This is a genomic window from Cronobacter sp. HA18006, assembly GCF_011605445.1.
In the GTDB taxonomy this organism is placed as follows: domain Bacteria; phylum Pseudomonadota; class Gammaproteobacteria; order Enterobacterales; family Enterobacteriaceae; genus Cronobacter; species Cronobacter sakazakii.
In genome coordinates, this window is sequence record NZ_JAANQB010000021.1 from 377,060 (window position 1) to 402,518 (window position 25,459).

Consider the following 25,459-nt stretch of genomic DNA (forward strand, 5'->3'; position numbering starts at 1 on the left):
GCGGTTTACTGCCCGTAATACGCTTTCGCGCCGTGTTTGCGCAGATAGTGTTTATCCAGCAGCGTCTGCTGCATCGGTGGCAGCTCCGGGGCGAGTTGGCGGCAGAAGATCCCCATATAGGCGATCTCTTCCAGCACGATCGCGTTATGCACCGCGTCGACCGCATCTTTACCCCAGGCGAACGGGCCGTGGGAGTGCACCAGCACGCCGGGCATCTGAGCCGGATCGATATCGCGCTGGCGGAAGGTTTCGGCGATCACTACGCCCGTTTCCCACTCATACGCGCCGTTGATCTCGTCATCCGTCATTTTACGGGTGCAGGGGATCTCCCCGTAAAAGTAATCGGCATGCGTGGTGCCGGTCGCCGGGATCGGCAGCCCCGCCTGCGCCCAGATCGTCGCGTGGCGCGAATGGGTATGCACAATGCCGCCGATCGTCGGGAACTGCTGATAGAGCAGGCGATGGGTGGGCGTATCGGACGATGGCTTTTTCGTGCCTTCGACGACTTCGCCGGTCTCGATGCTGACCACCACCATATCTTCTGCGGTCATCACGCTGTAATCGACGCCCGAGGGCTTGATAACAAACAGGCCGCGCTCGCGGTCAACGGCGCTCACGTTGCCCCACGTGAGCGTCACCAGATTATGCTTCGGCAGCGCCAGATTGGCTTCCAGCACCTGACGCTTGAGTTCTTCTAACATACCTCTCTCCACGCTGGATGACGTGTCGCGAGCGAGCCTGCGAAGTCACAGGCCCGGCGCACGACGCGCCACCGGGCACTGGGGGTTAACGTTTGAAGCCGTAATAGACTTCGTTCCAGCGCAGCGCGTCTTTAAACGCGGGCAGGCGGGTCTCGTTGTCGATCACGGCGAGTTCAAGGTCATGCATCTCCGCGAACTGGCGCATATCGTCGAGCGTCAGCGCCTGGCTGAAGACGGTGTGGTGCGCGCCACCGGCGAGGATCCAGGCTTCAGACGCAGTCGGCAGATCCGGCTGCGCTTTCCACAGCGCGTTGGCCACCGGCAGCTTCGGCAGGTCGTGCGGGGTTTTTACCGCGTCGACGCAGTTCACCAGCAGGCGGAAACGATCGCCCAGATCGATAAGGCTGGCGTTGACGGCCGGACCGGTGGAGGTGGAGAAGATCAGGCGCGCCGGGTCGGCTTTACCGCCAATGCCGAGATATTGCACGTCGAGGATCGGTTTTTCCGGCGTGGCGATGGTCGGGCAGACTTCCAGCATATGGGAGCCGAGCACCATGTCGTTGCCGTTCTCGAAGTTATAGGTGTAGTCCTCCATAAAGGAGGTGCCGCCTTCAAGGCCAGTCGACATCACTTTCATGATGCGCAGCAGCGCGGCGGTTTTCCAGTCGCCTTCGCCCGCAAAGCCGTAACCCTGCTGCATCAGGCGCTGTACCGCGAGGCCCGGCAGCTGTTTCAGTCCGTGCAAGTCTTCAAACGTCGTGGTGAAGGCGTGGAAACCGCCGTCCTCCAGGAAGCGCTTCATGCCAAGCTCAATGCGCGCCGCATCAAGAACGTTCTGGCGTTTATCGCCGTTAATTTGCGCGGCGGGCGTCAGGCGGTAGCTGCTCTCATATTCATCCACCAGCGCGTTGATATCGCCTTCGCTGACGTCGTTAACCACGGCCACCAGATCGCCCACGCCCCAGGTGTTCACCGAGAAGCCGAACTTGATCTGCGCGGCAACTTTATCCCCTTCGGTCACGGCGACTTCACGCATGTTGTCGCCAAAGCGCGCCACTTTCAGGTGACGGGTATCCTGTTTCGATACCGCCTGGCGCATCCACGCGCCAAGACGCCCCTGAGACTGTTTGTCCTGCCAGTGGCCGGTTACTACGCTGTGTTGCAGACGCATGCGCGCGCCGATGAAGCCGAACTCGCGGCCGCCGTGTGCGGTCTGGTTCAGGTTCATAAAGTCCATGTCGATGCTGCCCCACGGGATCTGCGCATTGAACTGGGTATGGAATTGCAGCAGCGGTTTGTTAAGGATGGCAAGGCCGTTGATCCACATCTTCGCCGGCGAGAACGTATGCAGCCAGACCACCAGACCCGCGCATTTGTCGTCATAGTTGGCGTCGCGGCAAATGGCGGTGATCTCGTCCGGTGTGGTGCCGAGCGGCTTCAACACCAGTTTGCACGGCAGCTTCGCTTCAGCGTTCAGCGCGTTCACCACCTGTTCGGCGTGCTGGTTGACCTGACGCAGCGTTTCAGGGCCGTAAAGGTGCTGGCTGCCAATCACAAACCACACTTCATACTGATCGAAAATTGTCATCATCGTGTCCTTAATGTGTCAGGGCCGCCTGGCCTGCGCGCTCGGCAGACTGCGGGGTAGCGGCTGAAGGGAGATAGTGTTGTTCCGCGCTGTGCGACCATTGCTGGAAGCGGCGGTAGAGTTGTTCGAAGCGCGCGGCGCTCTCAGGCTGCGGCTGAAGCGTGCTTTCAATCTGGCTTGCCATCGCCTGCTGCGCCTGCGGGATATCGGCATGCGCGCCTGCGGCGACGGCGGCGAAAATGGCCGCGCCCAGCGCACAGCACTGATCGGAGGCGACGATTTGCAGCGGGCGGTTCAGCACGTCGCAACAGACCTGCATAATCACCGGGTTTTTACGGGCGATGCCGCCGAGCGCCATCACGTTATTCACCGCGATGCCCTGATCGACAAAGCACTCCTGAATGGCGCGTGCGCCAAAGGCGGTGGCGGCGATAAGCCCGCCGAAGAGCAGCGGCGCGTCGGTGGCGAGGTTAAGATCGGTAATGACGCCTTTCAGGCGCTGGTTGGCGAACGGCGTGCGGCGGCCATTAAACCAGTCGAGGATCACCGGCAGATGATCGAGCGACGGGTTTTTCGCCCAGGCTTCCGTAAGCGCAGGCAGCAGCTGTTTTTTGCTGGCTTCAATCTGCGGTTTCAGTTCCGGGTGCTGCTTCGCGAGCGTATCCAGCGGCCAGCCGAGCAGACGACCAAACCAGGCGTAGATATCGCCGAAGGCGGATTGCCCGGCTTCGAGGCCGATGAAATCCGGCACCACGCTGCCATCCACCTGACCACAAATACCTTTCACGGCGCGCTCGCCGACGTCCGCTTTCTCCGCCACCAGGATGTCGCAGGTGGAGGTGCCGATCACTTTCACGAGCGTGTTCGGCTGTGCGCCCGCGCCGACCGCGCCCATATGGCAGTCAAACGCGCCGCCGGAAATCACCACGCTCTCCGGCAGGCCGAGGCGCTGCGCCCAGTCGGCGCACAGGTTGCCCACCGGGATGTCGGCGGTGAAGGTGTCGGTGAACATCGGGTAATCGAGATGCTGGTTAATCAGCGGATCAAGCTCATCGAAGAAGCTTGCCGGCGGCAGGCCGCCCCAGCTTTCATGCCACAGCGATTTATGACCGGCGCTGCAACGGCCGCGGCGAATATCCGCCGGGCGGGTGGTGCCGGAGAGCAGGGCAGGTACCCAGTCGCACAGCTCAATCCACGAGGCGGCAGCCTGCGCGACGGCGCTGTCCTGGCGCGTCACATGCAGGATCTTGGCCCAGAACCATTCGCTGGAATAAATCCCGCCGATGTAGCGCGAATAGTCCGTTTTACCGGGCGTATGGCACAGGCGGGTGATTGCTTCCGCTTCTTCCACCGAGGTGTGATCTTTCCACAGCACGAACATCGCGTTGGGGTTGTCGGCAAACTCCGGATTAAGCGCCAGCACGTTACCGTCGGCGTCAATCGGGGCGGGCGTGGAGCCGGTGCTGTCAACGCCGATGCCAACCACGGCGGCGCGCTGCTCTGGCGAGAGCGCCGCCAGCACGGTTTTTAACGCCGCTTCCATTGATTCAATGTAATCCCGCGGATGATGGCGGAACTGGTTACGGGCCGCGTCGCAATAGCGCCCTTCCTGCCAGCGTGGATACCACTCCACGCTGGTGGCAAGCTCGGCACCGGTGGTGCAGTCCACCGCCAAAGCCCGAACCGAATCGCTGCCAAAATCGAGTCCCAGCGCAATAGCCATCTTCATACTCCATGCGATAAACAAACATGGAGAGAACATTAGTTTTACCCCGCCAAAAGGGTCAGGGTGGATCCGCTGAACTTATGGACGAAAATGCTGTGAAGCGAGAATTTGTGACGCCACGCAAATATTCGATGTGGACATTTCTGCCGCGCTTATAGACACTTCGGTTATGGATTAAAAAGCCTGACAGCGAAGGCAATACAGGTTATTTTCTGTAATAAAGCGGGCTTAAGCCGCCGCCGCTGTTGTGCCAGGCGCTCAGGTGCCTGCCGCTGCTGGCGAAAATAACGATATGGACAAATGGTTTCTTCACTCTCGCTTCGGAGCGCCGTGAAAATGGCTGAAACGCAAAACGATCCTCTGCTGCCTGGTTACTCGTTTAACGCCCATCTTGTGGCCGGACTGACGCCGATTGAGGCCGACGGCTGGCTCGATTTTTTCATTGACCGGCCGCTCGGCATGAAAGGTTATATTCTCAACCTGACGGTGCGCGGCGAAGGGGTGGTGAAAAATCAGGGTAAGGAATATCTCTGCCGCCCCGGCGATATGCTGCTGTTCCCGCCGGGCGAAGTGCACCACTATGGCCGCAACCCGGAGGCCAAAGAGTGGTATCACCAGTGGGTCTATTTCCGCCCGCGCGCCTACTGGCACGAGTGGCTGAACTGGCCCGCCATTTTCGCCAATACCGGTTTTTACCGCCCGGATGAGGCGCATCACGAACAGTTTTCTTCACTGTTTCAGGCGATTATCGACGCCGCCCAGGGGCCGGGGCGTTATGCCGAGCTGCTGGCGATAAACTTGCTGGAGCAGTTGCTGCTGCGCCGCGTTGAGGCGATTAGCGAATCGCTGAAAGCGCCGCTCGACAGCCGCGTGCGCGACGCCTGCCAGTACATCAGCGATCACCTGGCCGACAGCCATTTTGATATTGCAAGCGTCGCTCAGCATGTCTGCCTGTCGCCGTCGCGCCTGTCGCATCTCTTCCGTCAGCAGTTGGGCGTCAGCGTGCTGAGCTGGCGCGAAGATCAGCGCATCAGCCAGGCGAAGCTTCTGCTCAGCACCACACGCATGCCGATAGCGAGCGTCGGGCGCAACGTGGGCTTTGAAGATCAGCTCTATTTCTCGCGTGTGTTTAAGAAATGCACCGGGGCGAGCCCGAGTGAATTCCGCGCCGGATGCGAATAACGCAACGTGGGTTTCGTGTCATGCCCGGTAAAGTAAAGTATGGTTAAAGAAGGATGGCTTGACGCAGGGCATAGCGCTCAGGAGAATCCTCTGTTCCACACTTTACCGGATGCGTTATGGAAGCCTTTCTGGAACACTTTATCACTCAGTCAGTCGCCTATTCGCTGATTGCTATTACGCTGGTAGCGTTCCTCGAATCCCTGGCGCTGGTCGGGTTACTGCTGCCCGGCACCGTACTGATGGCAGCCCTGGGTGCGCTCATCGGCAGCGGCGAGGTCAATTTCTATGAGGCCTGGGCCGTGGGGATTATTGGCTGCCTGCTTGGCGACTGGATCTCATTCTGGCTCGGCTGGCGCTTTAAGAAACCGCTGCACCGCTGGTCCTTCCTGAAAAAGCACAAGGCGCTGCTCGATAAAACCGAACACGCGCTGCATCAGCACAGCATGTTTACCATTCTCGTCGGGCGCTTTGTCGGGCCGACGCGCCCGCTGGTGCCGATGGTGGCGGGAATGCTCGATCTGCCGGTGCGTAAATTCCTTCCGCCGAATATCGTCGGCTGCCTGCTCTGGCCGCCGTTTTACTTTCTGCCGGGCATTCTCGCGGGTGCCGCTATCGACATTCCGCCGGAGATGAAAAGCGGTGCGTTTAAATGGCTGCTCGGCGGCGTGGCGCTGCTGGTCTGGCTGGCGGCGTGGCTGCTCTGGCGCTGGTGGCGCAGCGGTAAAACGCAGGATCGCCTCACGCGCTATCTGCCGCGCCCGCGTCTGCACTGGCTGGCTCCCGGCGTGGCGGTGGCGGCGGCCGTGGCGCTGTTCGCCATTCAGAGCCACCCGCTGATGCCGGTGTATCGCAGCATTCTGTGGAAAGTGGTGACCGGCGCTCAGTGAGGCGTAATGCCGAGCAGCGCCGACGCGCTGGCCTCGCCGCTCAGCAACTGCGCGGTGGGGCCGTCCCAGACGATGCGTCCTTCAACGACCACCAGACTGCGCGCGGCGATACGCGCCGCATCCTCGACGCTGTGCGACACCATGAGCAGCGTCGTGCCTTCCTCCTCGCATAAGGTTTCCAGCAGCGTCAGCATCTCCTGGCGCAGCGCCGGATCGAGCGCGGAAAACGGCTCATCCAGCAGCAGAACGGGGCGCTTTCGCACCAGACAGCGCGCCAGCGCCGCCCGCTGACGCTGGCCGCCGGAGAGCGCGCCCGGCAGCCGCTCCAGCAGATCGCCAATCGCCATGTTGTCGGCTATCGCCTCGACCTGACGCTTCTGCTGCGCGTTCAGCCGCAGGCCGGGCGACAGCCCGAGCGCAATGTTCTGGCGCACCGTCAGATGGTTAAAGAGATTATTTTCCTGAAACAGCATCGACACCGGGCGTTTTGACGGCGGCGTGCGGGTGTGATCCGCGCCGTTGATAGTGAGCGTGCCGCTGGCGGGCGCGAGAAAACCGGCAATCAGATTGAGCAACGTGCTTTTGCCCGCGCCGCTTGGCCCCAGCACCGCCACGCGTTCGCCCTCGCGCACGTCCAGCGTAAAGCGCATCGGCAGGTGGTGATACAGCCAAGTGAGATCAGTCAGTGTCAGCATGGCGCCCCGGAAGTTTTTCAATCAAGGTGAACAGCAAGAAGCAGAGTAACAGCAGCAGCAGCGCCGTGACCGCGCCGGCGTCGCTGCGATACGCGCCGATCTGCTGGTAGAGATAAAAGGGCAGCGTGCGGAAATCCTCATTGCCAAACAGCGCCACCACGCCGAAATCGCCAATCGATAATACGCAGGCGAACGCCATCGCCTGGGCGAGCGGCACCCGCAGCGCGCGAGTTTCCACCAGTCGAAGCCGGTTCAGGCCGCGTATATCAAGCGACGCGCAGAGCGCGCCGTAACGCGCGGCGATATCGCGCATCGGGTTATCGAGCACTTTCAGCGCGTAAGGGATAGCCATCAGCGCATTGGTGAAAATCACAATCGCATCGGCGCGCTCTGGCAGACCGAGGGTAGCGTTCAGCAGCAGGAAAAACCCGGTCGCCAGCACGATGCCCGGCATCGCGAGGATCAGCACGCCGCAGAGCTCAAGGCTTTGCCCGGCAAGACGACGCTGGCGCAGGTACAGCTCGCGCGTGCTCCAGAGCAGCATCATGGTCAGGATAACGCACAGCCCCCCCGCGCAGAGCGCGATACGCAGCGACGTCCAGAGCGCGCGCCACAGCGCCGGGTCGGCCAGCGCATGGCTAATGTCGCCGCGCAGGCCATCCACCAGCACCGCCAGCAACGGCGGCAGGAGAAGCAGCAGCGCGGCACCAATCAGCGCTGAATCGGTAAGCTTGCTGCGCCACGAATCCTCCGGGTTGCGCCAGCCGCGTGCCAGCGTCGCGCCGACCGGAATCGCTTTACTGAGCCGCTGGCTAAGCAGGATAAGCGACAGGCAGCAGCCCATCTGGATAAGCGCCAGCAGCGCCGCGCGGCCCGGATCGTAGTCATAGCTCAGCGCCTGATAGATGGCGAGCTCAATCGTTGTCGCCTGCGGCCCGCCGCCGAGCGCCAGCACCGTCGCGAAACTGGCGAAGCAGAGCATAAAAATGAGCGCCGCCACCGGCGGGATCTGGCGGCGCAGCCAGGGCCACTCCACCAGCCGGAAGAAGTCCCAGCCGCGCATGCCGAGCTGCGCGGCGAGCTGGCGCTGTTCGCCGGGGATCTGCGTCAGCGTCTGGTAGAGCAGGCGGGTCGCCATCGGCATATTAAAAAAGAGGTGCGCCAGCAGGATGCCCTGTAATCCATAAGGCGAGAATGTCCATTCGATGCCGAGCGTCGCGCAGAGCGCGGCGAGCCAGCCGCTGCGCCCGTAGACGCTAAGCAGGCCGAAAATCGCCACCAGCACCGGCAGGATAAGCGTCATGGCGCACAGGCGCAGCAGTGCTCGCCGCCCCGGAAAGCGGCGGCGGTAGAGCGCGCGGGCGAGTGGAATCGCAGGCACGACGGAAATCAGCGCGGAGAGAAACGCCTGCCAGAACGAGAAGCGCACCACGTGCCACAGATAGCTGTCGTGCAGCAGCGCGCGTGCATCGGTGTGCGGCGCGTGTGTCCAGAGTGCTGCGAACGCCGCCAGCGCCACCGCCGCCATCAGCAGGGCGGCGGTGAGGCCGGGCCAGAGCCAGCCGGGGATCAGCGGCTCACGGCGCGTTGCCATTCACTCGTCCATTGCGCGCGCTGTGCGGCCACTTCCTGTGAGGTGAATTGCAGGGTGGTCTGCGGCCGGGTCAGCGCGTTAAAGCCTTCCGGCAGCGCGACGCTGGTCACCGGGTACATCCAGTTGCCGGCAGGAATTGCATTCTGGAACGCAGGCGAAACCATGAACTTCAGGAATTTCTCCGCCAGCGCGGGCTGTTTGCTGGCGGCGGTGCGTGCGGCGACCTCCACCTGCAGATAGTGGCCTTCGCTGAAATTCGCGGCGGCGTAGTTCTCTTTTTTCTCTTCAATAATGTGGTAGGCGGGCGAGGTGGTGTAGCTCAGCACCAGATCGCCTTCGCCTTTCAGGAACAGGCCGTAGGCTTCGCTCCAGCCTTTGGTGACGGTAACAGTTTTTGCGGCGAGCTTCTGCCAGGCGTCCGGCGCGTTATCGCCATAGACTTTCTGCATCCACAGCAGCAGGCCCAGCCCCGGCGTGCTGGTGCGCGGATCTTCATAGATGACGCGCCATTTTTGATCGCTCTCAACCAGCTCTTTGAGGCTTTTCGGCGGATTTTTCAGTTTGTTTTTGTCATAAACGAAGGCGAACCAGCCGTAGTCGAACGGTACAAAGGTGTCGTTATTCCAGCCGCCCGGCACGTTAACTTCACCCGCCGGAATGCCGCTTTTGGCGAACAGCCCGGTTGCGGTCGCGGCCTGGAGCAGGTTGTTATCCAGGCCCAGCACCACATCGGCTTTGCTGTTCTTGCCCTCCATGCGCAGACGATTAAGCAGCGAAACGCCATCTTCCAGCGCCACGAATTTCAGCTCGCAGCCGCAGTCGGCTTCAAAGGCGGTTTTAATTTTCGGGCCAGGGCCCCACTCCGAGGAGAAGGAGTCATAGGTGTAGACGGTCAGAACGGGTTTGGCGAAAGCCGGAGCGGCGGCGAGCGCCAGCAGAGGAAGCAGTTTTTTTAACACTTTGCACCTTTATCAAATGGGGGCAAAGGATTTTGAGCGGTAGCCTCAAATCCCTTCGCCGGCGTTATCCGGATCAGGTTCGACGGGTATTATCTCAGCGCACCGGTCAGCCGGCAGCACCCCGTTGAGAACGGCCCATTGTAATGATTTGCGTAATGTTGCGAAAGGGTTACGGCTCCGGCGGCGCAAACCAGGCGGATTTAAAATCAAACCAGCCGAGCGTGTTCATGCGCACGCCGCGCATACTGCGCTGGCCCTGGAGCATCAGCCAGTGATGGATCAGCGGCAGAATATCCTGGCGCTCCAGCATCGTGCGGCACCACTGCGGCAGGTTCAGCGCGCCGGTGCGCCAGCGCTGCGCGTCGCCCTGCCAGTCGAGCGGGATGCAGCGCTGAATGAGCGGCACTTCGCACAGGTGCGCGAACAGCGAGAAATCGAGCGGCAGCGTAAAGTTGGCGCTGTTAAGCCACAGATCGCTGGTGATATCGCCCTGATACCACTCCTCATAGCTCACTTCCCGCAATTCCAGCTCCACCTGCTCCTGCGCCAGAATGTCGCGCAACAACGCGCCGATAATGCGGTTTTCATTGTGGTCGCCATAGAAGGTGAGCGTCAGACGCTCCAGCCCGGCGGGTTTCTGCGCCTCAGGAATTTGCGGCGCGTGGTGCCAGCGCGGCAGCAGGCCGTAAGCCGGAAACCAGAGGCGCTGATAGTGCGGCGCGGCGCGGTGCAGCAGGCGGGCAGGCGTAAAGCGCGAGCTTATCCAGCGGCGTACCTCGGGCATTGCGCCCACGCGCGAGCGGGAATCAAACAGCAGGTAGTAGCAGCCTTCTTCGAGGCGGCTTTCTACGGCTTTTTCGTCGGCGTCGCGCGTCGGGCCTTCAAGCTGAACGGCGCAGCTCAGCTCTTCGCCTATCTCCGGCAGCACCCAGAAATTCACTTCATCAATCAGCGCGCGATAGCCGAAGTAGTCATCAAAAGCGCGGATCTTAAGCTGGTTGCTGTTATTGCGTACCACCGCGTAAGGGCCGGTGCCGACGGGCTGGCTCGCGAATTTCGGCAGCTCCGGCCACTCCCGCGGCAGGATCATCGCCGGCACGCTGCCCATCAGCCACGGCAGCCAGTCGTCGGGCTCGCTCAGATGAATATCCAGCGTCCAGGCGGTGGAAGAGACCACTTCACGGATATGCGCGTAGAGCGGCAGGGCGCAGATGCGCTGGAGCGAGCTGATGACATCGAGCATGTCCAGCTCGCGGCCATGGTGAAAATGGATGCCGGGGCGTAAGAAAAAGCGCCAGTGGAAAGGGGAAATACGCTGCCAGTGGTGCGCGATGTCAGCTTCCAGTTCCCCGTTTTCCTCGTTTATGCGTGTCAGGCCGTTGAAAATCTGCCGGGCGATGTGGGTTTCTGAACGGCGCAAGGCGCTGCCGGGCAGCAGATTTTGCAGCGGGCGGTAATAGAGCACGCGCAGAATATGGCGTCCCTGGCGGAAACTGCGGCCCAGATGCGAGAGCAGCATCTGACGCACCGTGGATTTGTCGCCGACGATCTGCACCAGCTGATCGATTCTGTCCTGCTCCAGCAGATCTTCCGCCCGCTGCTGTTGCAGCGCGAGCCCGGTATAGAGGAACTGGAGCCTGGAGCGTTTGCCGCGTCCGGCCTCGGCTTCCCATGTCAGCCAGCCGCGCGCCTGCATGGCGTTCAGCAGTGTGCGCATGTGGCGGCGCGAGCAACTCAGCAGCTCGGCCAGTTCGTTCAGCGTGGTGTCCTGCGGCTTACCATCGCAGCATTGCCACAAACGGATAAATTGCTGTTGCAGACGACCTGAAGGCATAAAAGGGGAACTCCCGCTCGAAACTCATCAATTTAATATTCCCTATATTACGGCAATACTTCTCTTCGATGAAAGCGGAGGGGCTTATGAAAACGTCGTCAACATGCAGGTTTTATCAGCAGTATTTCAGCGCAACGCAACGTCTTTCCGGCTCATGGCTGGCCCGCCTGAACGGTAAAACGCCGCAACGAATGCTGGATGAGATTATGCAGTGGGATGTGACATTCCCGGTGACGTTTAGGCGCCGCTAAGCGGACATCACGTGTAACTGAGTATTGGTGCTTTTCACCTGCCAGCAGTGTGCTACTGCTGGCTTTTTTCGTCTATTATGAGCACGATTTCGCCCGCCTCAACTGAAAGGATGCGCCCGATGCTGTGGTTTCTTACGTTTGTCCGACGGCTTAATGTCGTCTATCTCGCTTTTATGGTCGTCGCGTTCATGATGGGCGTGGCGGGCGCGCTGCAGGCGCCGACGCTGAGCCTGTTTTTAAGCCGTGAAGTGGGCGCGCCGCCGTTCTGGGTCGGGCTGTTTTATACGGTGAACGCGATTGCCGGGATTGCCGTCAGCCTGCTACTGGCGAAGCGCTCCGACAGCCGGGGCGACCGGCGCAAGCTGATCCTTTTTTGCTGCCTGATGGCGGTCGGCAACTGTGTGCTATTTGCCTTTAACCGTCACTACCTGACGCTGATTACCGCAGGCGTGCTGCTGGCGTCGCTTGCGAATACCGCCATGCCGCAGCTTTTCGCGCTGGCGCGTGAGTATGCCGATAACTCTGCCCGCGAGGCGGTGATGTTCAGCTCGGTCATGCGCGCGCAGCTCTCGCTCGCGTGGGTTATCGGGCCGCCGCTGTCGTTTATGCTGGCGCTGAGTTTCGGCTTTACCACCATGTTTTTAATCGCCGCCGGGATTTTTATCCTGAGCCTGGTGATTATCTTTTTCGCGCTGCCCTCGGTGGCGCGTATTGAACAGCCCGCCGATGTGGCCATCACGCAGGTGAGCGGCTGGAAGGACAAGAACGTACGGATGCTGTTTATCGCCTCCGTGCTGATGTGGACCTGCAATACGATGTATATCATCGATATGCCGCTGTGGGTGAGCCAGGAGTTGGCGCTGCCGGAGAGCCTCGCGGGCGTGCTGATGGGCACCGCGGCGGGGCTTGAGATCCCGGCGATGCTGCTGGCCGGGTTTTACGTGAAGCGGTTCGGTAAAAAGCCGATGATGCTGCTGGCGGTGGCTGCGGGCGTGCTGTTCTACGCCGGGCTTAATCTCTTTCACAGTCGCGAGGCGCTGCTTGGGTTGCAGCTCTTTAACGCGCTGTTTATCGGGATTGTCGCCGGGCTTGGGATGATCTGGTTTCAGGATCTGATGCCGGGGCGCGCGGGTTCCGCCACCACGCTTTTCAGCAACAGTATTTCGACGGGTGTGATCCTGGCGGGTGTGGTGCAAGGAGCGCTGGTGGAGAGTTTCGGGCATTACGCGGTATACCCGGTGATGACCGGGGTTGCGCTGGTGGCGCTGTGGCTGACGAGTCGGGTGAAAGACGTGTAAGTCATTGTCTGATGGCGGGTGCGCTGCGCTTACCCGCCCTACGGCTAAACGGGTGAGGGAAGGGTGTGGCGGATGCGCTGTGCTTACCCGCCCTACAAACTCTTAAACGTATTTTCGTAGGGCGGGTAAGCCACGCGCACCCGCCGTATACACCAGGTAAACCGTAAAAACTCACCCCATAAACGCGGGCTGTTTTTTCTCATACGCCGCGATGGCGTCCTCGTGCTGCAACGTCAGGCCGATACTGTCCAGTCCGTTCAGCATGCAGTGGCGACGAAACGCGTCGATGTTAAAGCTATACGTCTTATCGCCCGCTTTCACCACTTGCGCTTCTAAATCCACTTCAAAGCGAATGCCGGGGTTGGTCTTCACCAGCGCAAACATCTCATCCACTTCTTCATCGCTGAGCGTTACCGGCAGCAGCTGGTTGTTAAAGCTATTGCCGTAGAAGATATCGGCGAAACTCGGCGCAATCACCACTTTAAACCCGTAATCGGTCAGCGCCCACGGGGCGTGCTCGCGCGACGAGCCGCAGCCGAAGTTTTCACGCGCCAGCAGGATAGACGCGCCCTGATACTCCGGGAAATTCAGCACAAATTCCGGGTTCGGCTGCTGGCCTTTGTCATCCAGAAAACGCCAGTCGTTAAACAGATGCGCGCCAAAGCCGGTACGCGTCACCTTTTGCAGGAATTGTTTCGGGATAATCGCGTCGGTATCCACGTTCGCCGCATCCAGCGGAACCACCAGACCGGTGTGTTGGGTAAATTTCTCTGCCATGGGGTTCCCCTTATTTCAGACTACGGATATCGGCGAAACGGCCGGTTACAGCGGCGGCGGCGGCCATCGCCGGGCTGACCAGGTGCGTGCGCCCGCCGCGGCCCTGACGGCCTTCAAAGTTACGGTTGCTGGTTGAGGCACAGCGCTCGCCCGGGTTCAGGCGGTCGTTGTTCATCGCAAGACACATCGAGCAGCCAGGCAGACGCCATTCAAAACCAGCCTCAATGAAAATCTTATCCAGCCCTTCGGCTTCCGCCTGCGCTTTCACCGGGCCTGAGCCTGGCACCACCAGCGCCTGAACGCCGGGCGCCACTTTACGACCACGGGCAATTTCAGCCGCGGCGCGCAGATCTTCAATGCGCGAGTTGGTGCAGGAGCCGATAAACACTTTATCGATAGCCACATCGGTCAGCGGCACGCCGGGCTTGAGGCCCATATAGGCCAGCGCTTTCTCGGCGGAGGCGCGCTCAACCGGATCGGCGAACGAGGCCGGATCGGGAATGGCGTCGCTTACGGCGATCACCTGGCCTGGGTTGGTGCCCCAGGTGACTTGCGGGGCTATCTCTTCGGCATTGAGCGTGACAACCGCGTCAAACTGCGCGCCGTCGTCGGTTTTCAGGGTTTTCCAGTACGCCACGGCCTCGTCGAAATCCTGGCCTTTCGGCGCATGCAGACGGCCTTTAACATAATTAAATGTGGTCTCATCCGGTGCCACCAGGCCCGCTTTAGCACCCATTTCGATCGCCATGTTGCACAGCGTCATGCGGCCTTCCATGCTGAGCGCGCGGATAGCGTCGCCGCAGAATTCCACCACATAGCCGGTGCCGCCGGCGCTGCCGGTTTTACCAATAATCGCCAGCACGATATCTTTCGCGGTGATGCCCGGCGCGGCGCGGCCATTAACCTCGATTTTCATGGTCTTCGCGCGGCCCTGTTTGAGCGTCTGGGTTGCCAGCACATGCTCCACTTCCGAAGTGCCGATGCCGAACGCCAGCGCGCCGAACGCGCCGTGGGTCGCGGTGTGGGAATCGCCGCAGACGATGGTCATGCCCGGCAGGGTGATACCCTGTTCCGGGCCCATCACATGTACGATGCCCTGATACGGATGGTTCAAATCGTACAGCTCAACGCCGAACTCGTTGCAGTTCTTAATCAGCTCCTGCATCTGAATGCGGGCCATTTCGCCGGACGCGTTGATGTCTTTGGTCTGGGTGGAGACGTTGTGATCCATGGTGGCGAAGGTTTTACGCGGCTGGCGCACCGGGCGGCCATGGGCGCGCAGGCCGTCAAATGCCTGCGGCGAGGTGACTTCATGCACCAGATGACGGTCGATGTAGAGCAGCGGCGTTTCGTTCGGGGCCTCATGAACCACGTGAGCGTCAAACAGCTTCTGATATAAGGTCTTTGCCATGGTTACACCCCTTCGGCCACATAGCGGGCGATGATATCGCCCATTTCATCGGTGCTGACAGCCTGACCGCCGCGGGCCAGGTCGCCGGTACGCACGCCTTCTGCGAGCGCGCGGTTAATCGCGTTTTCAATCGCCGTCGCCGCGTCGTCGGCTTCCAGGCTGTAGCGCAGCAGCAACGACAGCGAGAGGATCTGGGCTATCGGGTTGGCGATGTTTTTCCCGGCGATATCCGGCGCGGAGCCGCCTGCCGGCTCGTACAGGCCGAAGCCCTGCTCGTTGAGGCTCGCGGAAGGCAGCATCCCCATAGAGCCGGTGATCATGGCGCATTCGTCAGACAGAATATCGCCAAACAGGTTGGAGCAGAGCAGCACGTCGAACTGCGACGGATCTTTAATCAGCTGCATGGTGGCGTTGTCGATGTACATGTGCGCCAGCTCGACGTCCGGGTACTCTTTGCCGATTTCATTGACGATTTCACGCCACAGCAGCGAGGTTTGCAGCACGTTCGCTTTATCAATCGAGGTGACTTTATTACGGCGTTTGCGCGCCGACTCAAACGCGATGCGGGCGATGCGTTCGATTTCAAAACGGTGGTAGACCTCGGTGTCGAACGCTTTTTCATGCATGCCGCTGCCTTCGCGGCCCTTCGGCTGACCGAAGTAAATACCGCCGGTCAGCTCGCGCACGCAGAGGATGTCAAAGCCGTTGGCGGCGATATCGGCGCGCAGCGGGCAAAATTCTTCCAGCCCCGGGTAGAGCTTCGCCGGGCGCAGGTTGCTAAACAGTTTGAAGTGTTTACGCAGCGGCAGCAGCGCGCCGCGCTCCGGCTGCTGCGCAGGCGGCAGATTTTCCCACTTCGGGCCGCCGACCGAGCCAAAGAGAATGGCATCGGCCTGCTCGCAGCCTTCCACGGTTGCCTGCGGCAGCGGGTTGCCGTGGCGATCGATGGCAATGCCGCCAACGTCGTAATGGCTGGTGGTAATACGCATATCAAAACGACCACGAACGGCATCCAGTACTTTCAGGGCTTGCGCCATCACTTCCGGGCCAATACCGTCGCCCGGCAAAACTGCAATATGATAATTTTTAGACATCACACGGTTTCCTGATTGTGTTCTTTATTCTGTGCTTTGCGTTGCAACTCTTTCTCGACTTCACCGGCGCGCCAGATGTTGTTCAGCACGTTGATCATCGCGCGGGCGGAGGATTCGACGATATCGGTCGTCAGCCCCACGCCGTGGAAGTGGCGGCCGTTGTAGCTGACCACGATATCCACCTGGCCCAGCGCGTTCTTGCCGTGGCCTTTTGCGCCTAACTGATATTTCACCAGCTCAATGTCGTAATCGGTAATGCGGTTGATGGCCTGATAGACGGCATCGACCGGGCCGTTGCCGTTGGCGGCTTCGGCTTTGATCTCCTCGCCGCAGGCGAGCTTCACAGAGGCGGTCGCCATGGCGTTTGAGCCGGACTGCACACTGAAATATTCCAGACGGAAATGCTCCGGCTCTTCCTGCTGTTTATTAATAAAGGCCAGCGCTTCCAGATCGTAATCAAACACCTGGCCTTTTTTGTCGGCCAGTTTCAGAAAGGCATCGTACAGGTCGTCCAGGTTGTAGTCGTTTTCGTGGTAGCCCATCTCCTCCATGCGATGCTTCACGGCGGCGCGGCCGGAGCGGGAGGTCAGGTTCAGTTGCACCTGATTCAGGCCGATGGATTCCGGCGTCATGATTTCGTAGTTTTCGCGGTTTTTCAGGACGCCGTCCTGGTGGATGCCGGACGAGTGGGCGAAGGCACCAGAGCCGACCACCGCTTTGTTCGCCGGGATCGGCATGTTGCAGATCTGGCTCACCGTCTGGCTGGTGCGCCAGATCTCCTGGTGATTAATGCGGGTGTGGACGTTCATCAGGTTCTGGCGCAGCTTGATAGCCATAATGACTTCTTCCAGCGCGCAGTTGCCCGCGCGTTCGCCGATACCGTTTAACGTACCTTCCACCTGACGCGCGCCCGCCTGCACGGCGGCCAGGGCGTTGCCGACGGCCATGCCCAGATCGTCATGGGTATGAACGGAGATAACCGCTTTATCGATGTTCGGTACGCGCTCGTACAGGCCGCTGATGATATTGCTGAATTCGAAAGGCAGGGTGTAGCCGACGGTGTCCGGGATATTAATGGTGGTGGCACCCGCGTTGATGGCGGCTTCCACCACGCGCGCCAGATCGGCAATCGGCGTGCGGCCTGCGTCTTCGCAGGAGAATTCGACGTCGTCGGTATAGTTGCGGGCGCGCTTTACCATATAAACGGCGCGCTCAATCACTTCATCCAGGGTGCTGCGCAGTTTGGTCGCGATGTGCATTGGCGATGTGGCGATGAAAGTGTGAATACGAAACGCCTCAGCAACTTTCAGGGATTCGGCGGCCACATCGATATCTTTTTCCACGCAACGCGCCAGGGCGCAGACGCGGCTGTTTTTTACCTGACGGGCAATGGTCTGGACCGACTCGAAATCGCCCGGCGAAGAGACCGGAAAACCGACCTCCATGACATCGACACCCATGCGCTCAAGCGCCAGCGCGATTTGCAGTTTTTCCTTTACGCTCAGGCTCGCCTGGAGCGCCTGCTCACCGTCACGCAATGTGGTATCAAAAATAATGACTTGCTGGCTCATGGTTGGTGTCCTTTTTTGTCCTGGGGCGCCTTGCGTGAGCATAAAAAAACCCGCGCAGCGGCGCGGGTTTTTTATTTCTGATGACCTGACTCAAGCGTTACCGCTGAACGTCGCGCACCAGTCTACCGCGCACTGAGGATGCGTTTAGTAGTAGTAGACCAGCGAAACGAACGATGCGAATCATGAATCATGTCCCGAATAAATGCGTTAACAGGCTTTTAGTGGTACTTGATACCACAGACCATGTCAACCCCCTGTCCGTAATTCTACAGTTAACCCAAACGGGCGACGCCAGATGCGGATTTAGTGGATTATGCTGAGTAATCGCAGTTATATAAAATATATGTATACGTTAAGCGAGGCGTAAGTGTTGAAGCCCTTCGGATGCGCATTTTTAGTTCCTTTTTATCGGTTTAATTGCGTTAGATTATTTATCATATCAATGAATTAAAAGCGCGAGTGAGGATGTGATGACATTTGAGCGTGAATAATTCAAAGCACGCCGTCGCATTTATTAAAAAAGTGAAGTATTTACGAAAACTTAATTGATAATTCATTAAGTGAATTATTGTTTATTCGTCTTTTTTATGATTTGATCGGGCTGTAAGAAAAGTACCATGATAAACAAAGTCCTAAAATATCAGGAGATTTATTTTTATTGTCTATTAATGAACTTTTAATTCAAAACAGCAACTTTTTATGAGTTTTTGAACCTCCTCTTTTGCCTGAAATTGCTACATGATAAACGGAATGTTCTGGGTAATGCATGCAAAGGGAATAATGTATCAGTGGAGTAGATTATGTCTGGTGAGCATATTGAACACTTGCCCGCGTCTGAAGGGCTGAAACCGCAATTACGCACGGTCGATCTGAATTTATTGACGGTTTTTGATGCGGTCATGCAGGAGCAAAACATCACCCGCGCCGCGCATATGCTGGGAATGTCTCAACCCGCTGTCAGTAATGCGGTCGCGCGCCTTAAAGTGATGTTTAATGACGAACTCTTTGTACGCTACGGGCGCGGTATTCAGCCCACGGTCAGGGCGTGTCAGCTGTTCGGATCGATTCGTCAGGCGCTTCAGCTGGTGCAAAATGAGCTGCCTGGCTCTGGTTTTGAACCGCTCAGCAGCGAAAGACTGTTTAATCTTTGCGTGTGCAGTCCGCTGGATAATCTTCTGACGTCTATTATTTACAACAGCGTAATGAATATCGCGCCCAATATTCATTTAGTCTTTAAATCTTCTTTAAATCAGAATATCGAACATCAACTGCGATACCAGGAGACAGAATTTGTCATTGGTTACGATGAATTCCGTCGCCCGGAGTTTACCTGCGTACCGCTATTTAAAGATGAAATGGTGCTGGTAAGCAGTAAGAGCCATCCGCGTAAAGATAATTTGTTACGTGAAAGTGAAGTATTTAAAGAGCAGCATGCGGTGGTGGCGTTAGATCGTTTTAGCTCTTTTAGTTTGCCGTGGTATGACACCGCAGAAAAACAGGCCGCCATCGCTTATCAGGGTATGGCGCTGACCAGCGTATTAAATGTCGTATCGCGCACGAATCTTATTACCATCGCGCCGCGCTGGCTGGCGCAGGATTATGAGCAGTCGCTGCAACTGCAAATTATGCCGCTGCCGTTTAAATTAAACAGCCGTACCTGTTATCTCTCCTGGCATGAAGCGGCCGGGCGCGATAAGGGCCATCAGTGGATGGAAGAGCTGTTATCGAATGTCTGTCGGCGATAACCGAGCTGAAAAAAAACGGGTGGCAGTAGCCGCCCGTTTTTCTGTAGATACTCTCTTTCGTGACATTTTATTCTGTTATTAATCCCTGCTTCGTGGCGCATTCCCTTCCCGCCGTTTTTTTTGATTTATCACTGTCAGAAATGGGCGTTGCGAAATTAACGGTCATAAGCGCCGCTTATATTCAGCATATCTCTCCGTTTAATCGCTTTTCTTCAGCGTCGCGCCGCCATTTGGCGCGCCCGGCGACGCCTGATTGCTAATTGCCTGCCTCATTTTCAGCGGTTATGTTAGGGGAAACCCATAACGATAATTAACGACAGGGCATCACACCTGTACCAGTGACCGTGCGGAAAATGACTTCTGCCGTCAGTCCGTAAACAAAAGCCTGGAGGCAAACCATGGAGATGTTGTCTGGAGCCGAGATGGTCGTCCGATCGCTTATCGATCAGGGCGTAAAGCAAGTATTCGGTTACCCCGGTGGCGCGGTGCTTGATATTTATGACGCGCTACATACCGTTGGCGGTATTGATCATGTGCTGGTGCGCCATGAGCAAGCCGCGGTGCATATGGCGGATGGTCTGGCGCGCGCGACCGGTGAGGTGGGCGTGGTGCTGGTGACTTCCGGCCCTGGCGCCACCAACGCGATTACCGGTATCGCTACGGCTTATATGGACTCCATTCCGCTGGTGGTGCTGTCAGGCCAGGTCGCAACCTCGTTGATTGGCTACGATGCATTTCAGGAGTGCGACATGGTGGGGATCTCCCGCCCGGTGGTTAAACACAGTTTCCTGGTGAAGCAAACCGAAGATATCCCGACGGTGCTGAAAAAGGCGTTCTGGCTCGCCGCCAGCGGCAGACCAGGCCCGGTGGTGGTCGATTTGCCGAAAGATATCCTCAACCCGGCGAAAAAGCTGCCGTATGTCTGGCCGGAAACCGTCAGCATGCGCTCTTACAACCCGACGACGCAGGGCCATAAAGGGCAGATCAAACGCGCCCTGCAAACGCTTATCGCCGCGAAAAAGCCGGTCATGTACGTGGGCGGCGGCGCGATTACCGCCGCCTGTGAAAATGAACTGCGCGCCGTGGCGGAAAAACTCAACGTGCCGGTGGTCTCTTCATTAATGGGGCTGGGCGCCTTTCCGGGCACGCACCGTCAGGCGCTGGGGATGCTCGGAATGCACGGCACCTTTGAAGCGAACATGACGATGCATAATGCGGACGTTATTTTCGCAGTCGGCGTGCGCTTTGACGATCGCACGACCAATAACCTCGCGAAGTACTGCCCGAACGCCACCGTGCTGCATATCGATATCGACCCGACGTCTATCTCTAAAACCGTGGCGGCGGATGTACCTATCGTCGGCGATGCGCGCCAGGTGCTGAGCCAGATGCTGGAACTGCTGGGCCAGGAAGAGAGCCAGCAGCCGCTGGACGATATTCGCGACTGGTGGCAGCAAATTGAACAGTGGCGCGCCCGTCAGTGCCTGAATTACGACCGCGAAAGCGGCAGCATTAAACCGCAGGCGGCTATCGAAACGCTGTATCGTCTGACCAAAGGCGATGCCTACGTGACGTCCGATGTAGGCCAGCATCAGATGTTTGCGGCGCTCCATTACACCTTTGATAAACCGCGCCGCTGGATAAACTCCGGCGGGCTTGGGACGATGGGCTTCGGCTTGCCGGCGGCGCTCGGCGTGAAGCTCGCGTTACCGGAAGAGACCGTCGTGTGTGTGACCGGCGACGGCAGTATCCAGATGAATATTCAGGAGCTTTCCACCGCGCTGCAATATGAGTTGCCGGTACTGGTGCTTAACCTCAACAACCGCTATCTGGGCATGGTGAAGCAGTGGCAGGACATGATTTACTCTGGACGCCACTCGCAGTCCTATATGGAATCGCTGCCGGATTTCGTCAAACTGGCGGAGGCTTACGGCCATATCGGGATTTCCATCACCCGCCCGGAAGAGCTGGAAAGCAAACTCAGCGAGGCGCTGGAACATGTGCGCAATAACCGGCTGGTGTTTGTCGATGTCACCGTGGACGGCACCGAGCACGTTTATCCGATGCAGGTTCGCGGCGGTGGAATGGATGAAATGTGGTTAAGCAAAACGGAGAGAACCTGATTATGCGCCGGATATTATCAGTATTGCTGGAAAACGAATCGGGCTCGTTGTCTCGTGTGATTGGGCTTTTCGCGCAGCGCGGCTATAACATCGAAAGCCTGACCGTAGCACCGACCGACGATCCGACACTCTCCAGGATGACCATCCAGACAGTCGGTGACGAAAAAGTCCTTGAGCAGATCGAAAAGCAGCTGCATAAGCTGGTGGACGTGCTGCGCGTCAGCGAGCTGGGGCAGGGCGCGCATGTCGAGCGCGAAATCATGCTGGTGAAAATTCAGGCAAGCGGTTACGGGCGTGAAGAAGTTAAACGCAGCGCGGAGATTTTCCGCGGTCAGATTATCGACGTCACGCCGTCGCTTTATACCGTGCAGCTGGCGGGTACCAGCGAAAAGCTCGACGCGTTTCTCGCAAGCATTCGCGATGTGGCGAAAATTGTGGAAGTGGCGCGCTCTGGCGTAGTAGGTCTCTCCCGCGGCGAAAAGATCATGCGTTAGTCCTGTTATTGCCTTGTTATGCATCCGCCCGGCACCTGCCGGGCTTTTTTTTGCAGCGGGCGCGACAGGCGCGCGCAAAAGCAGTTGCTCAGGGTACTATTCTGCGCTTAGATGTTAAGGATTTTAACTTATAACCCTTGAAAGGTTATGGAGTAACACTCTTGTTAAGGGGTAAACGTGAAACTGGATGAAATCGCGCGGCTGGCTGGCGTGTCGCGCACCACGGCGAGCTACGTCATTAATGGAAAAGCCCGGCAGTACCGTGTGAGTGATAAAACCGTTGAGAAAGTGATGGCGGTGGTGCGTGAGCATAATTACCACCCGAACGCCGTCGCCGCAGGCCTGCGCGCAGGAAGAACACGCTCGATTGGCCTTGTTATCCCCGATCTTGAAAACACCAGCTATACCCGCATCGCCAACTATCTTGAGCGCCAGGCGCGCCAGCGCGGATATCAGCTGCTTATCGCCTGTTCTGAAGATCAACCCGATAACGAAATGCGCTGCATTGAGCATCTGCTGCAACGCCAGGTTGACGCTATCATCGTTTCTACTTCTTTACCGCCTGAACATCCGTTTTACCAGCGCTGGGCGAACGACGCATTTCCGATCGTGGCGCTGGACCGGGCGCTGGATCGCGAACACTTCACCAGCGTTGTCGGTGCCGATCAGGACGATGCGGAAATGCTGGCAAGCGAGCTGCGCACGTTTCCGGCTGAAACCGTCCTCTATCTGGGCGCGCTGCCGGAGCTCTCAGTAAGTTTTCTGCGCGAGCAAGGCTTCCGCACCGCGTGGAAAGATGACCCGCGCGAAGTGCATTTCCTTTATGCCAACAGCTACGAGCGTGAAGCCGCCGCCGCGCTGTTTGAAAAATGGCTGGAAACGCACCCGATGCCGCAGGCGCTGTTCACCACCTCTTTCGCTTTATTGCAGGGCGTAATGGACGTGACGCTGAAGCGCGAAGGGCGCTTGCCGTCAGAGCTCGCTATCGCGACGTTTGGCGATAACGAACTGCTCGATTTCCTGCAATGCCCGGTTCTTGCCGTGGCGCAGCGCCATCGCGATGTCGCGGAGCGCGTGCTGGAGCTGGTGCTGGCAAGCCTCGATGAGCCACGCAAACCACGGCCTGGTCTCACCCGTATTCGCCGTAATCTATACCGGCGCGGCAGTTTAAGCCGTCGTTAAAGCTAAGTGCAAAAAGACAAAAAGGCAGCTTCGGCTGCCTTTTCTTTGGATTCAGATAATTCCGGCACCTTTTTACACATTCTGACACTCCCTCTCCTGACGATGAAGAAACGGTGCGAGCTACCGTATAAGTGGTAACCAATCATTTCTTGTGTGTAAATTTGTAACCGGCCAGATGTCTTAAGCCGCAGGCGTATGGTTTTTATTTTCAGGCGTTTCCCGAACGGTTGAGAAAAGCGCGCTAAACCACAGCAGACGCTGTTAACTCCAGGGCTTTTCCCTTAAAATGCCGCTCGCGTCGCAAACTCAACACTTAGTCCTCTTCACCGATCGTATTAAGTGGTTTTTAACGGTCCTGTGTGTATTCGTCTTTTTTCTTACAAATATTCATAGCGTTAATTTTGCCTCGTTAGCATGGCAGGGATTTTATTTGCCGCTTTCTCTTTGTCAGCGCCGAATCTTTTGTTGAAGGCTGCCCCGGTGCTGGCTTGACAAGCTTTTCCTCCGCTCCGTAAACTCCGGTGGGTGGGATTTTGTGGGATAAAGTGGTGAAAAAGGGCAGAGCTCAGTGAGGCTTTAATGTTTCGTGGCGCAACGTTGGTGAATCTCGACAGCAAAGGGCGGTTATCCGTTCCGACGCGCTATCGCGATTTATTGAACGACGCCTCGTCCGGCCAGATGGTTTGCACCATTGATATTCACCATCCCTGCCTGTTGCTTTATACCCTGCCCGAATGGGTCATTATTGAACAAAAATTGTCGCGTCTGTCGAGCATGAACCCCGCAGAACGCCGCGTGCAGCGCCTGCTGCTGGGCCATGCCAGCGAATGCCAGATGGACAGTGCGGGCCGTCTTTTATTAGCACCCGTTTTACGGCAACACGCCGGATTGACCAAACAAGTGATGCTGGTCGGGCAGTTCAATAAATTTGAGCTGTGGGACGAAGCGACCTGGCATCAACAGGTCAGGGAAGATATCGACGCTGAGCAGTCATCTTCTGAAGTGTTGTCGGAACGGCTGCAGGATTTGTCTTTATAAAATATGATGGAAAATTATAAACATACGACGGTGCTCCTGGATGAGGCCGTCAATGGCCTGAATATACGTCCGGACGGCATTTACATTGACGGCACTTTTGGCCGCGGCGGACACTCGCGCCTTATCCTTTCACTGCTGGGCGAACAGGGCCGATTACTGGCGATCGATCGCGATCCGCAGGCGATCGCGGCGGCCGCTGCCATTGACGATCCGCGTTTCTCCATCATTCATGGCCCTTTCTCGGCGCTCGGCGATTACGTTCGCGAACGCGAGTTACAGGGCAAAATCGACGGCATCCTTCTCGATCTCGGCGTTTCATCGCCGCAACTTGACGACCCTGAGCGCGGTTTTTCTTTTATGCGCGATGGCCCGCTCGATATGCGCATGGATCCTACCCGTGGGCAATCTGCCGCCGAATGGCTGCGCAACGCGGAAGAAGCGGATATCGCCTGGGTGCTGAAAACCTTCGGCGAAGAGCGCTTTGCTAAACGTATCGCGCGCGCCATTGTCGAGCGCAACCGCGAACTGCCCATGACTCGTACCAAAGAGCTGGCGGAGGTCGTGGCCGCCGCGACGCCGGTGAAAGATAAGTTCAAGCATCCCGCCACCCGCACTTTCCAGGCGGTGCGCATCTGGGTGAACAGCGAACTTGAAGAGATTGAGCAGGCGCTGAAAGGCGCGGTCGAGGTGCTGGCGCCGGGCGGACGGCTTTCGGTTATCAGCTTCCACTCGCTGGAAGATCGCCTGGTGAAACGCTTTATGCGCGAGCAGAGCCGCGGCCCGCAGGTGCCGGCTGGCTTGCCAATGACCGAAGCGCAACTGCAAAAGCTCGGTGGTCGCGAACTGCGCGCGCTTGGCAAGTTGATGCCGGGCGAAGCGGAAGTGGCTGAGAACCCGCGCGCGCGCAGTTCCGTACTGCGCGTCGCCGAGAGGACGGGCGCATGATAAGCCGGGTGACAGAGACCTTAAGCAAAGTAACCGGATCGCTTAGCAGCACGGAACGTCATGCGCTGCCTGCCGTGATCGGCGGCGATCTTCTGCGCTACGGGAAACTGCCGCTCTTTCTGTTTATTGCCATTATCGTGACTGCGATTTTCGTGGTCACCACCGCGCATCATACTCGCCTGCTGACCGCGCAGCGCGAGCAACTGGTGCTGGAACGCGATGCGCTGGATATCGAATGGCGCAACCTGATCCTTGAAGAAAACGCGCTCGGCGATCACAGCCGGGTAGAACGGATCGCAACGGAAAAGCTGCAAATGCAGCATGTCGATCCCTCGCAGGAAAATATTGTGGTGCAGAAATAAGG

Annotated in this window: 22 protein-coding genes and 1 riboswitch; of the genes, 11 read left to right on the top strand and 11 right to left on the bottom strand. The window is 58.3% G+C overall.

Annotation, left to right across the window (positions count from 1 at the left end):
• Nucleotides 1–5: 5 nt before the first annotated feature.
• The 3 genes from araD to araB form a co-directional block, all read right to left on the bottom strand.
• Nucleotides 6–701 carry an L-ribulose-5-phosphate 4-epimerase gene (gene araD, locus G9X48_RS13935; protein WP_004386431.1) on the bottom strand — a complete coding sequence of 232 codons (696 nt, stop codon included), beginning with the start codon at nt 699–701 and terminating at the stop codon, nt 6–8.
• 85 nt (nt 702–786) lie between these two features.
• Complete coding sequence (araA, locus tag G9X48_RS13940) at nt 787–2,289, bottom strand: L-arabinose isomerase (protein ID WP_097640995.1); 1,503 nt, start codon at nt 2,287–2,289, stop codon at nt 787–789.
• 10 nt (nt 2,290–2,299) lie between these two features.
• Nucleotides 2,300–4,012 carry a ribulokinase gene (gene araB, locus G9X48_RS13945; RefSeq protein WP_097584819.1) on the bottom strand — a complete coding sequence of 571 codons (1,713 nt, stop codon included), beginning with the start codon at nt 4,010–4,012 and terminating at the stop codon, nt 2,300–2,302.
• 339 nt (nt 4,013–4,351) lie between these two features.
• Here araB and araC point away from each other — a divergent pair, with 339 nt between their 5' ends.
• Nucleotides 4,352–5,197, top strand: a complete 846-nt coding sequence (araC, locus tag G9X48_RS13950) for an arabinose operon transcriptional regulator AraC (protein ID WP_004386427.1) — start codon at nt 4,352–4,354, stop codon at nt 5,195–5,197.
• Between the two features lie 116 nt (nt 5,198–5,313).
• A complete protein-coding gene (locus G9X48_RS13955) occupies nt 5,314–6,084 on the top strand; it encodes a DedA family protein (RefSeq protein WP_097640994.1) in 771 nt (256 codons plus the stop codon).
• Here the strand turns inward: G9X48_RS13955 and thiQ are convergent.
• The 4 genes from thiQ to sgrR form a co-directional block, all read right to left on the bottom strand.
• Complete coding sequence (thiQ, locus tag G9X48_RS13960) at nt 6,078–6,779, bottom strand: thiamine ABC transporter ATP-binding protein ThiQ (RefSeq protein WP_076728611.1); 702 nt, start codon at nt 6,777–6,779, stop codon at nt 6,078–6,080. The two genes, G9X48_RS13955 and thiQ, sit on opposite strands and share 7 nt — an antisense overlap.
• Nucleotides 6,763–8,373 (bottom strand): thiamine/thiamine pyrophosphate ABC transporter permease ThiP, encoded by a 1,611-nt coding sequence (gene thiP, locus G9X48_RS13965; protein ID WP_032988870.1) that lies wholly within the window; start codon nt 8,371–8,373, stop codon nt 6,763–6,765. The genes thiQ and thiP overlap by 17 nt, the downstream gene beginning before the upstream one ends.
• A complete protein-coding gene (gene thiB, locus G9X48_RS13970; protein ID WP_097640993.1) occupies nt 8,349–9,332 on the bottom strand; it encodes a thiamine ABC transporter substrate binding subunit in 984 nt (327 codons plus the stop codon). The genes thiP and thiB overlap by 25 nt, the downstream gene beginning before the upstream one ends.
• Nucleotides 9,333–9,364: 32 nt before the next feature.
• Nucleotides 9,365–9,466, bottom strand: a riboswitch (TPP riboswitch).
• 35 nt (nt 9,467–9,501) lie between these two features.
• Nucleotides 9,502–11,166 (bottom strand): HTH-type transcriptional regulator SgrR, encoded by a 1,665-nt coding sequence (gene sgrR / locus G9X48_RS13975; RefSeq protein WP_105629586.1) that lies wholly within the window; start codon nt 11,164–11,166, stop codon nt 9,502–9,504.
• A gap of 86 nt (nt 11,167–11,252) precedes the next feature.
• On the opposite strand from sgrR, the gene sgrT reads away from it, so the two are divergent.
• Together sgrT and G9X48_RS13985 are read left to right on the top strand one after the other, a co-directional pair.
• Nucleotides 11,253–11,417 (top strand): glucose uptake inhibitor SgrT, encoded by a 165-nt coding sequence (gene sgrT / locus G9X48_RS13980; protein WP_088277098.1) that lies wholly within the window; start codon nt 11,253–11,255, stop codon nt 11,415–11,417.
• Nucleotides 11,418–11,536: 119 nt separating this feature from the next.
• Complete coding sequence (locus G9X48_RS13985) at nt 11,537–12,715, top strand: sugar efflux transporter (protein ID WP_007895931.1); 1,179 nt, start codon at nt 11,537–11,539, stop codon at nt 12,713–12,715.
• 171 nt (nt 12,716–12,886) lie between these two features.
• Here the strand turns inward: G9X48_RS13985 and leuD are convergent, their stop codons facing one another.
• From leuD to leuA, 4 genes are read right to left on the bottom strand one after another with little or no spacing between them, the layout of a single operon-like run.
• Nucleotides 12,887–13,492 carry a 3-isopropylmalate dehydratase small subunit gene (leuD, locus tag G9X48_RS13990; protein WP_097640992.1) on the bottom strand — a complete coding sequence of 202 codons (606 nt, stop codon included), beginning with the start codon at nt 13,490–13,492 and terminating at the stop codon, nt 12,887–12,889.
• A gap of 10 nt (nt 13,493–13,502) precedes the next feature.
• A complete protein-coding gene (leuC, locus tag G9X48_RS13995) occupies nt 13,503–14,903 on the bottom strand; it encodes a 3-isopropylmalate dehydratase large subunit (RefSeq protein WP_007783795.1) in 1,401 nt (466 codons plus the stop codon).
• 2 nt (nt 14,904–14,905) lie between these two features.
• A complete protein-coding gene (leuB, locus tag G9X48_RS14000) occupies nt 14,906–15,997 on the bottom strand; it encodes a 3-isopropylmalate dehydrogenase (protein ID WP_004386417.1) in 1,092 nt (363 codons plus the stop codon).
• Entirely contained in the window at nt 15,997–17,568 is a 1,572-nt protein-coding gene (gene leuA / locus G9X48_RS14005) for a 2-isopropylmalate synthase (RefSeq protein WP_007847237.1), read from the bottom strand. The genes leuB and leuA overlap by 1 nt, the downstream gene beginning before the upstream one ends.
• An 800-nt stretch (nt 17,569–18,368) precedes the next feature.
• Between leuA and leuO the strand changes: the two genes are divergently transcribed.
• The 7 genes from leuO to ftsL all read left to right on the top strand — a co-directional run bounded on the left by leuO (nt 18,369) and on the right by ftsL (nt 25,457).
• A complete protein-coding gene (gene leuO / locus G9X48_RS14015) occupies nt 18,369–19,313 on the top strand; it encodes a transcriptional regulator LeuO (protein WP_007864271.1) in 945 nt (314 codons plus the stop codon).
• A 398-nt stretch (nt 19,314–19,711) separates the two neighbouring features.
• Entirely contained in the window at nt 19,712–21,436 is a 1,725-nt protein-coding gene (gene ilvI / locus G9X48_RS14020; RefSeq protein WP_004386412.1) for an acetolactate synthase 3 large subunit, read from the top strand.
• Between the two features lie 2 nt (nt 21,437–21,438).
• The gene (ilvN, locus tag G9X48_RS14025; RefSeq protein ID WP_004386411.1) at nt 21,439–21,930 is read left to right on the top strand and encodes an acetolactate synthase small subunit; all 492 of its coding nucleotides are present in this window, start codon (nt 21,439–21,441) and stop codon (nt 21,928–21,930) included.
• A gap of 177 nt (nt 21,931–22,107) precedes the next feature.
• Complete coding sequence (gene cra, locus G9X48_RS14030) at nt 22,108–23,112, top strand: catabolite repressor/activator (RefSeq protein ID WP_004386410.1); 1,005 nt, start codon at nt 22,108–22,110, stop codon at nt 23,110–23,112.
• Between the two features lie 579 nt (nt 23,113–23,691).
• Nucleotides 23,692–24,150 (top strand): division/cell wall cluster transcriptional repressor MraZ, encoded by a 459-nt coding sequence (mraZ, locus tag G9X48_RS14035; RefSeq protein WP_004386409.1) that lies wholly within the window; start codon nt 23,692–23,694, stop codon nt 24,148–24,150.
• 3 nt (nt 24,151–24,153) lie between these two features.
• The gene (gene rsmH, locus G9X48_RS14040; RefSeq protein ID WP_097640991.1) at nt 24,154–25,095 is read left to right on the top strand and encodes a 16S rRNA (cytosine(1402)-N(4))-methyltransferase RsmH; all 942 of its coding nucleotides are present in this window, start codon (nt 24,154–24,156) and stop codon (nt 25,093–25,095) included.
• The gene (ftsL, locus tag G9X48_RS14045; RefSeq protein ID WP_004386407.1) at nt 25,092–25,457 is read left to right on the top strand and encodes a cell division protein FtsL; all 366 of its coding nucleotides are present in this window, start codon (nt 25,092–25,094) and stop codon (nt 25,455–25,457) included. The genes rsmH and ftsL overlap by 4 nt, the downstream gene beginning before the upstream one ends.
• Nucleotides 25,458–25,459 lie beyond the last annotated feature (2 nt).

Coding starts and splice junctions, on each gene's coding strand:
- leuA (WP_007847237.1), bottom strand. CDS start 17,568: ATGAGCCAGCAAGTCATTATTTTTGATACCACATTGCGTGACGGTGAG.
- G9X48_RS13985 (WP_007895931.1), top strand. CDS start 11,537: ATGCTGTGGTTTCTTACGTTTGTCCGACGGCTTAATGTCGTCTATCTC.
- thiQ (WP_076728611.1), bottom strand. CDS start 6,779: ATGCTGACACTGACTGATCTCACTTGGCTGTATCACCACCTGCCGATG.
- sgrR (WP_105629586.1), bottom strand. CDS start 11,166: ATGCCTTCAGGTCGTCTGCAACAGCAATTTATCCGTTTGTGGCAATGC.
- leuB (WP_004386417.1), bottom strand. CDS start 15,997: ATGTCTAAAAATTATCATATTGCAGTTTTGCCGGGCGACGGTATTGGC.
- sgrT (WP_088277098.1), top strand. CDS start 11,253: ATGAAAACGTCGTCAACATGCAGGTTTTATCAGCAGTATTTCAGCGCA.
- araB (WP_097584819.1), bottom strand. CDS start 4,012: ATGGCTATTGCGCTGGGACTCGATTTTGGCAGCGATTCGGTTCGGGCT.
- leuO (WP_007864271.1), top strand. CDS start 18,369: ATGTCTGGTGAGCATATTGAACACTTGCCCGCGTCTGAAGGGCTGAAA.
- mraZ (WP_004386409.1), top strand. CDS start 23,692: ATGTTTCGTGGCGCAACGTTGGTGAATCTCGACAGCAAAGGGCGGTTA.
- G9X48_RS13955 (WP_097640994.1), top strand. CDS start 5,314: ATGGAAGCCTTTCTGGAACACTTTATCACTCAGTCAGTCGCCTATTCG.
- thiP (WP_032988870.1), bottom strand. CDS start 8,373: ATGGCAACGCGCCGTGAGCCGCTGATCCCCGGCTGGCTCTGGCCCGGC.
- rsmH (WP_097640991.1), top strand. CDS start 24,154: ATGATGGAAAATTATAAACATACGACGGTGCTCCTGGATGAGGCCGTC.
- ftsL (WP_004386407.1), top strand. CDS start 25,092: ATGATAAGCCGGGTGACAGAGACCTTAAGCAAAGTAACCGGATCGCTT.
- ilvI (WP_004386412.1), top strand. CDS start 19,712: ATGGAGATGTTGTCTGGAGCCGAGATGGTCGTCCGATCGCTTATCGAT.
- araC (WP_004386427.1), top strand. CDS start 4,352: ATGGCTGAAACGCAAAACGATCCTCTGCTGCCTGGTTACTCGTTTAAC.
- leuD (WP_097640992.1), bottom strand. CDS start 13,492: ATGGCAGAGAAATTTACCCAACACACCGGTCTGGTGGTTCCGCTGGAT.
- araA (WP_097640995.1), bottom strand. CDS start 2,289: ATGACAATTTTCGATCAGTATGAAGTGTGGTTTGTGATTGGCAGCCAG.
- leuC (WP_007783795.1), bottom strand. CDS start 14,903: ATGGCAAAGACCTTATATCAGAAGCTGTTTGACGCTCACGTGGTTCAT.
- ilvN (WP_004386411.1), top strand. CDS start 21,439: ATGCGCCGGATATTATCAGTATTGCTGGAAAACGAATCGGGCTCGTTG.
- araD (WP_004386431.1), bottom strand. CDS start 701: ATGTTAGAAGAACTCAAGCGTCAGGTGCTGGAAGCCAATCTGGCGCTG.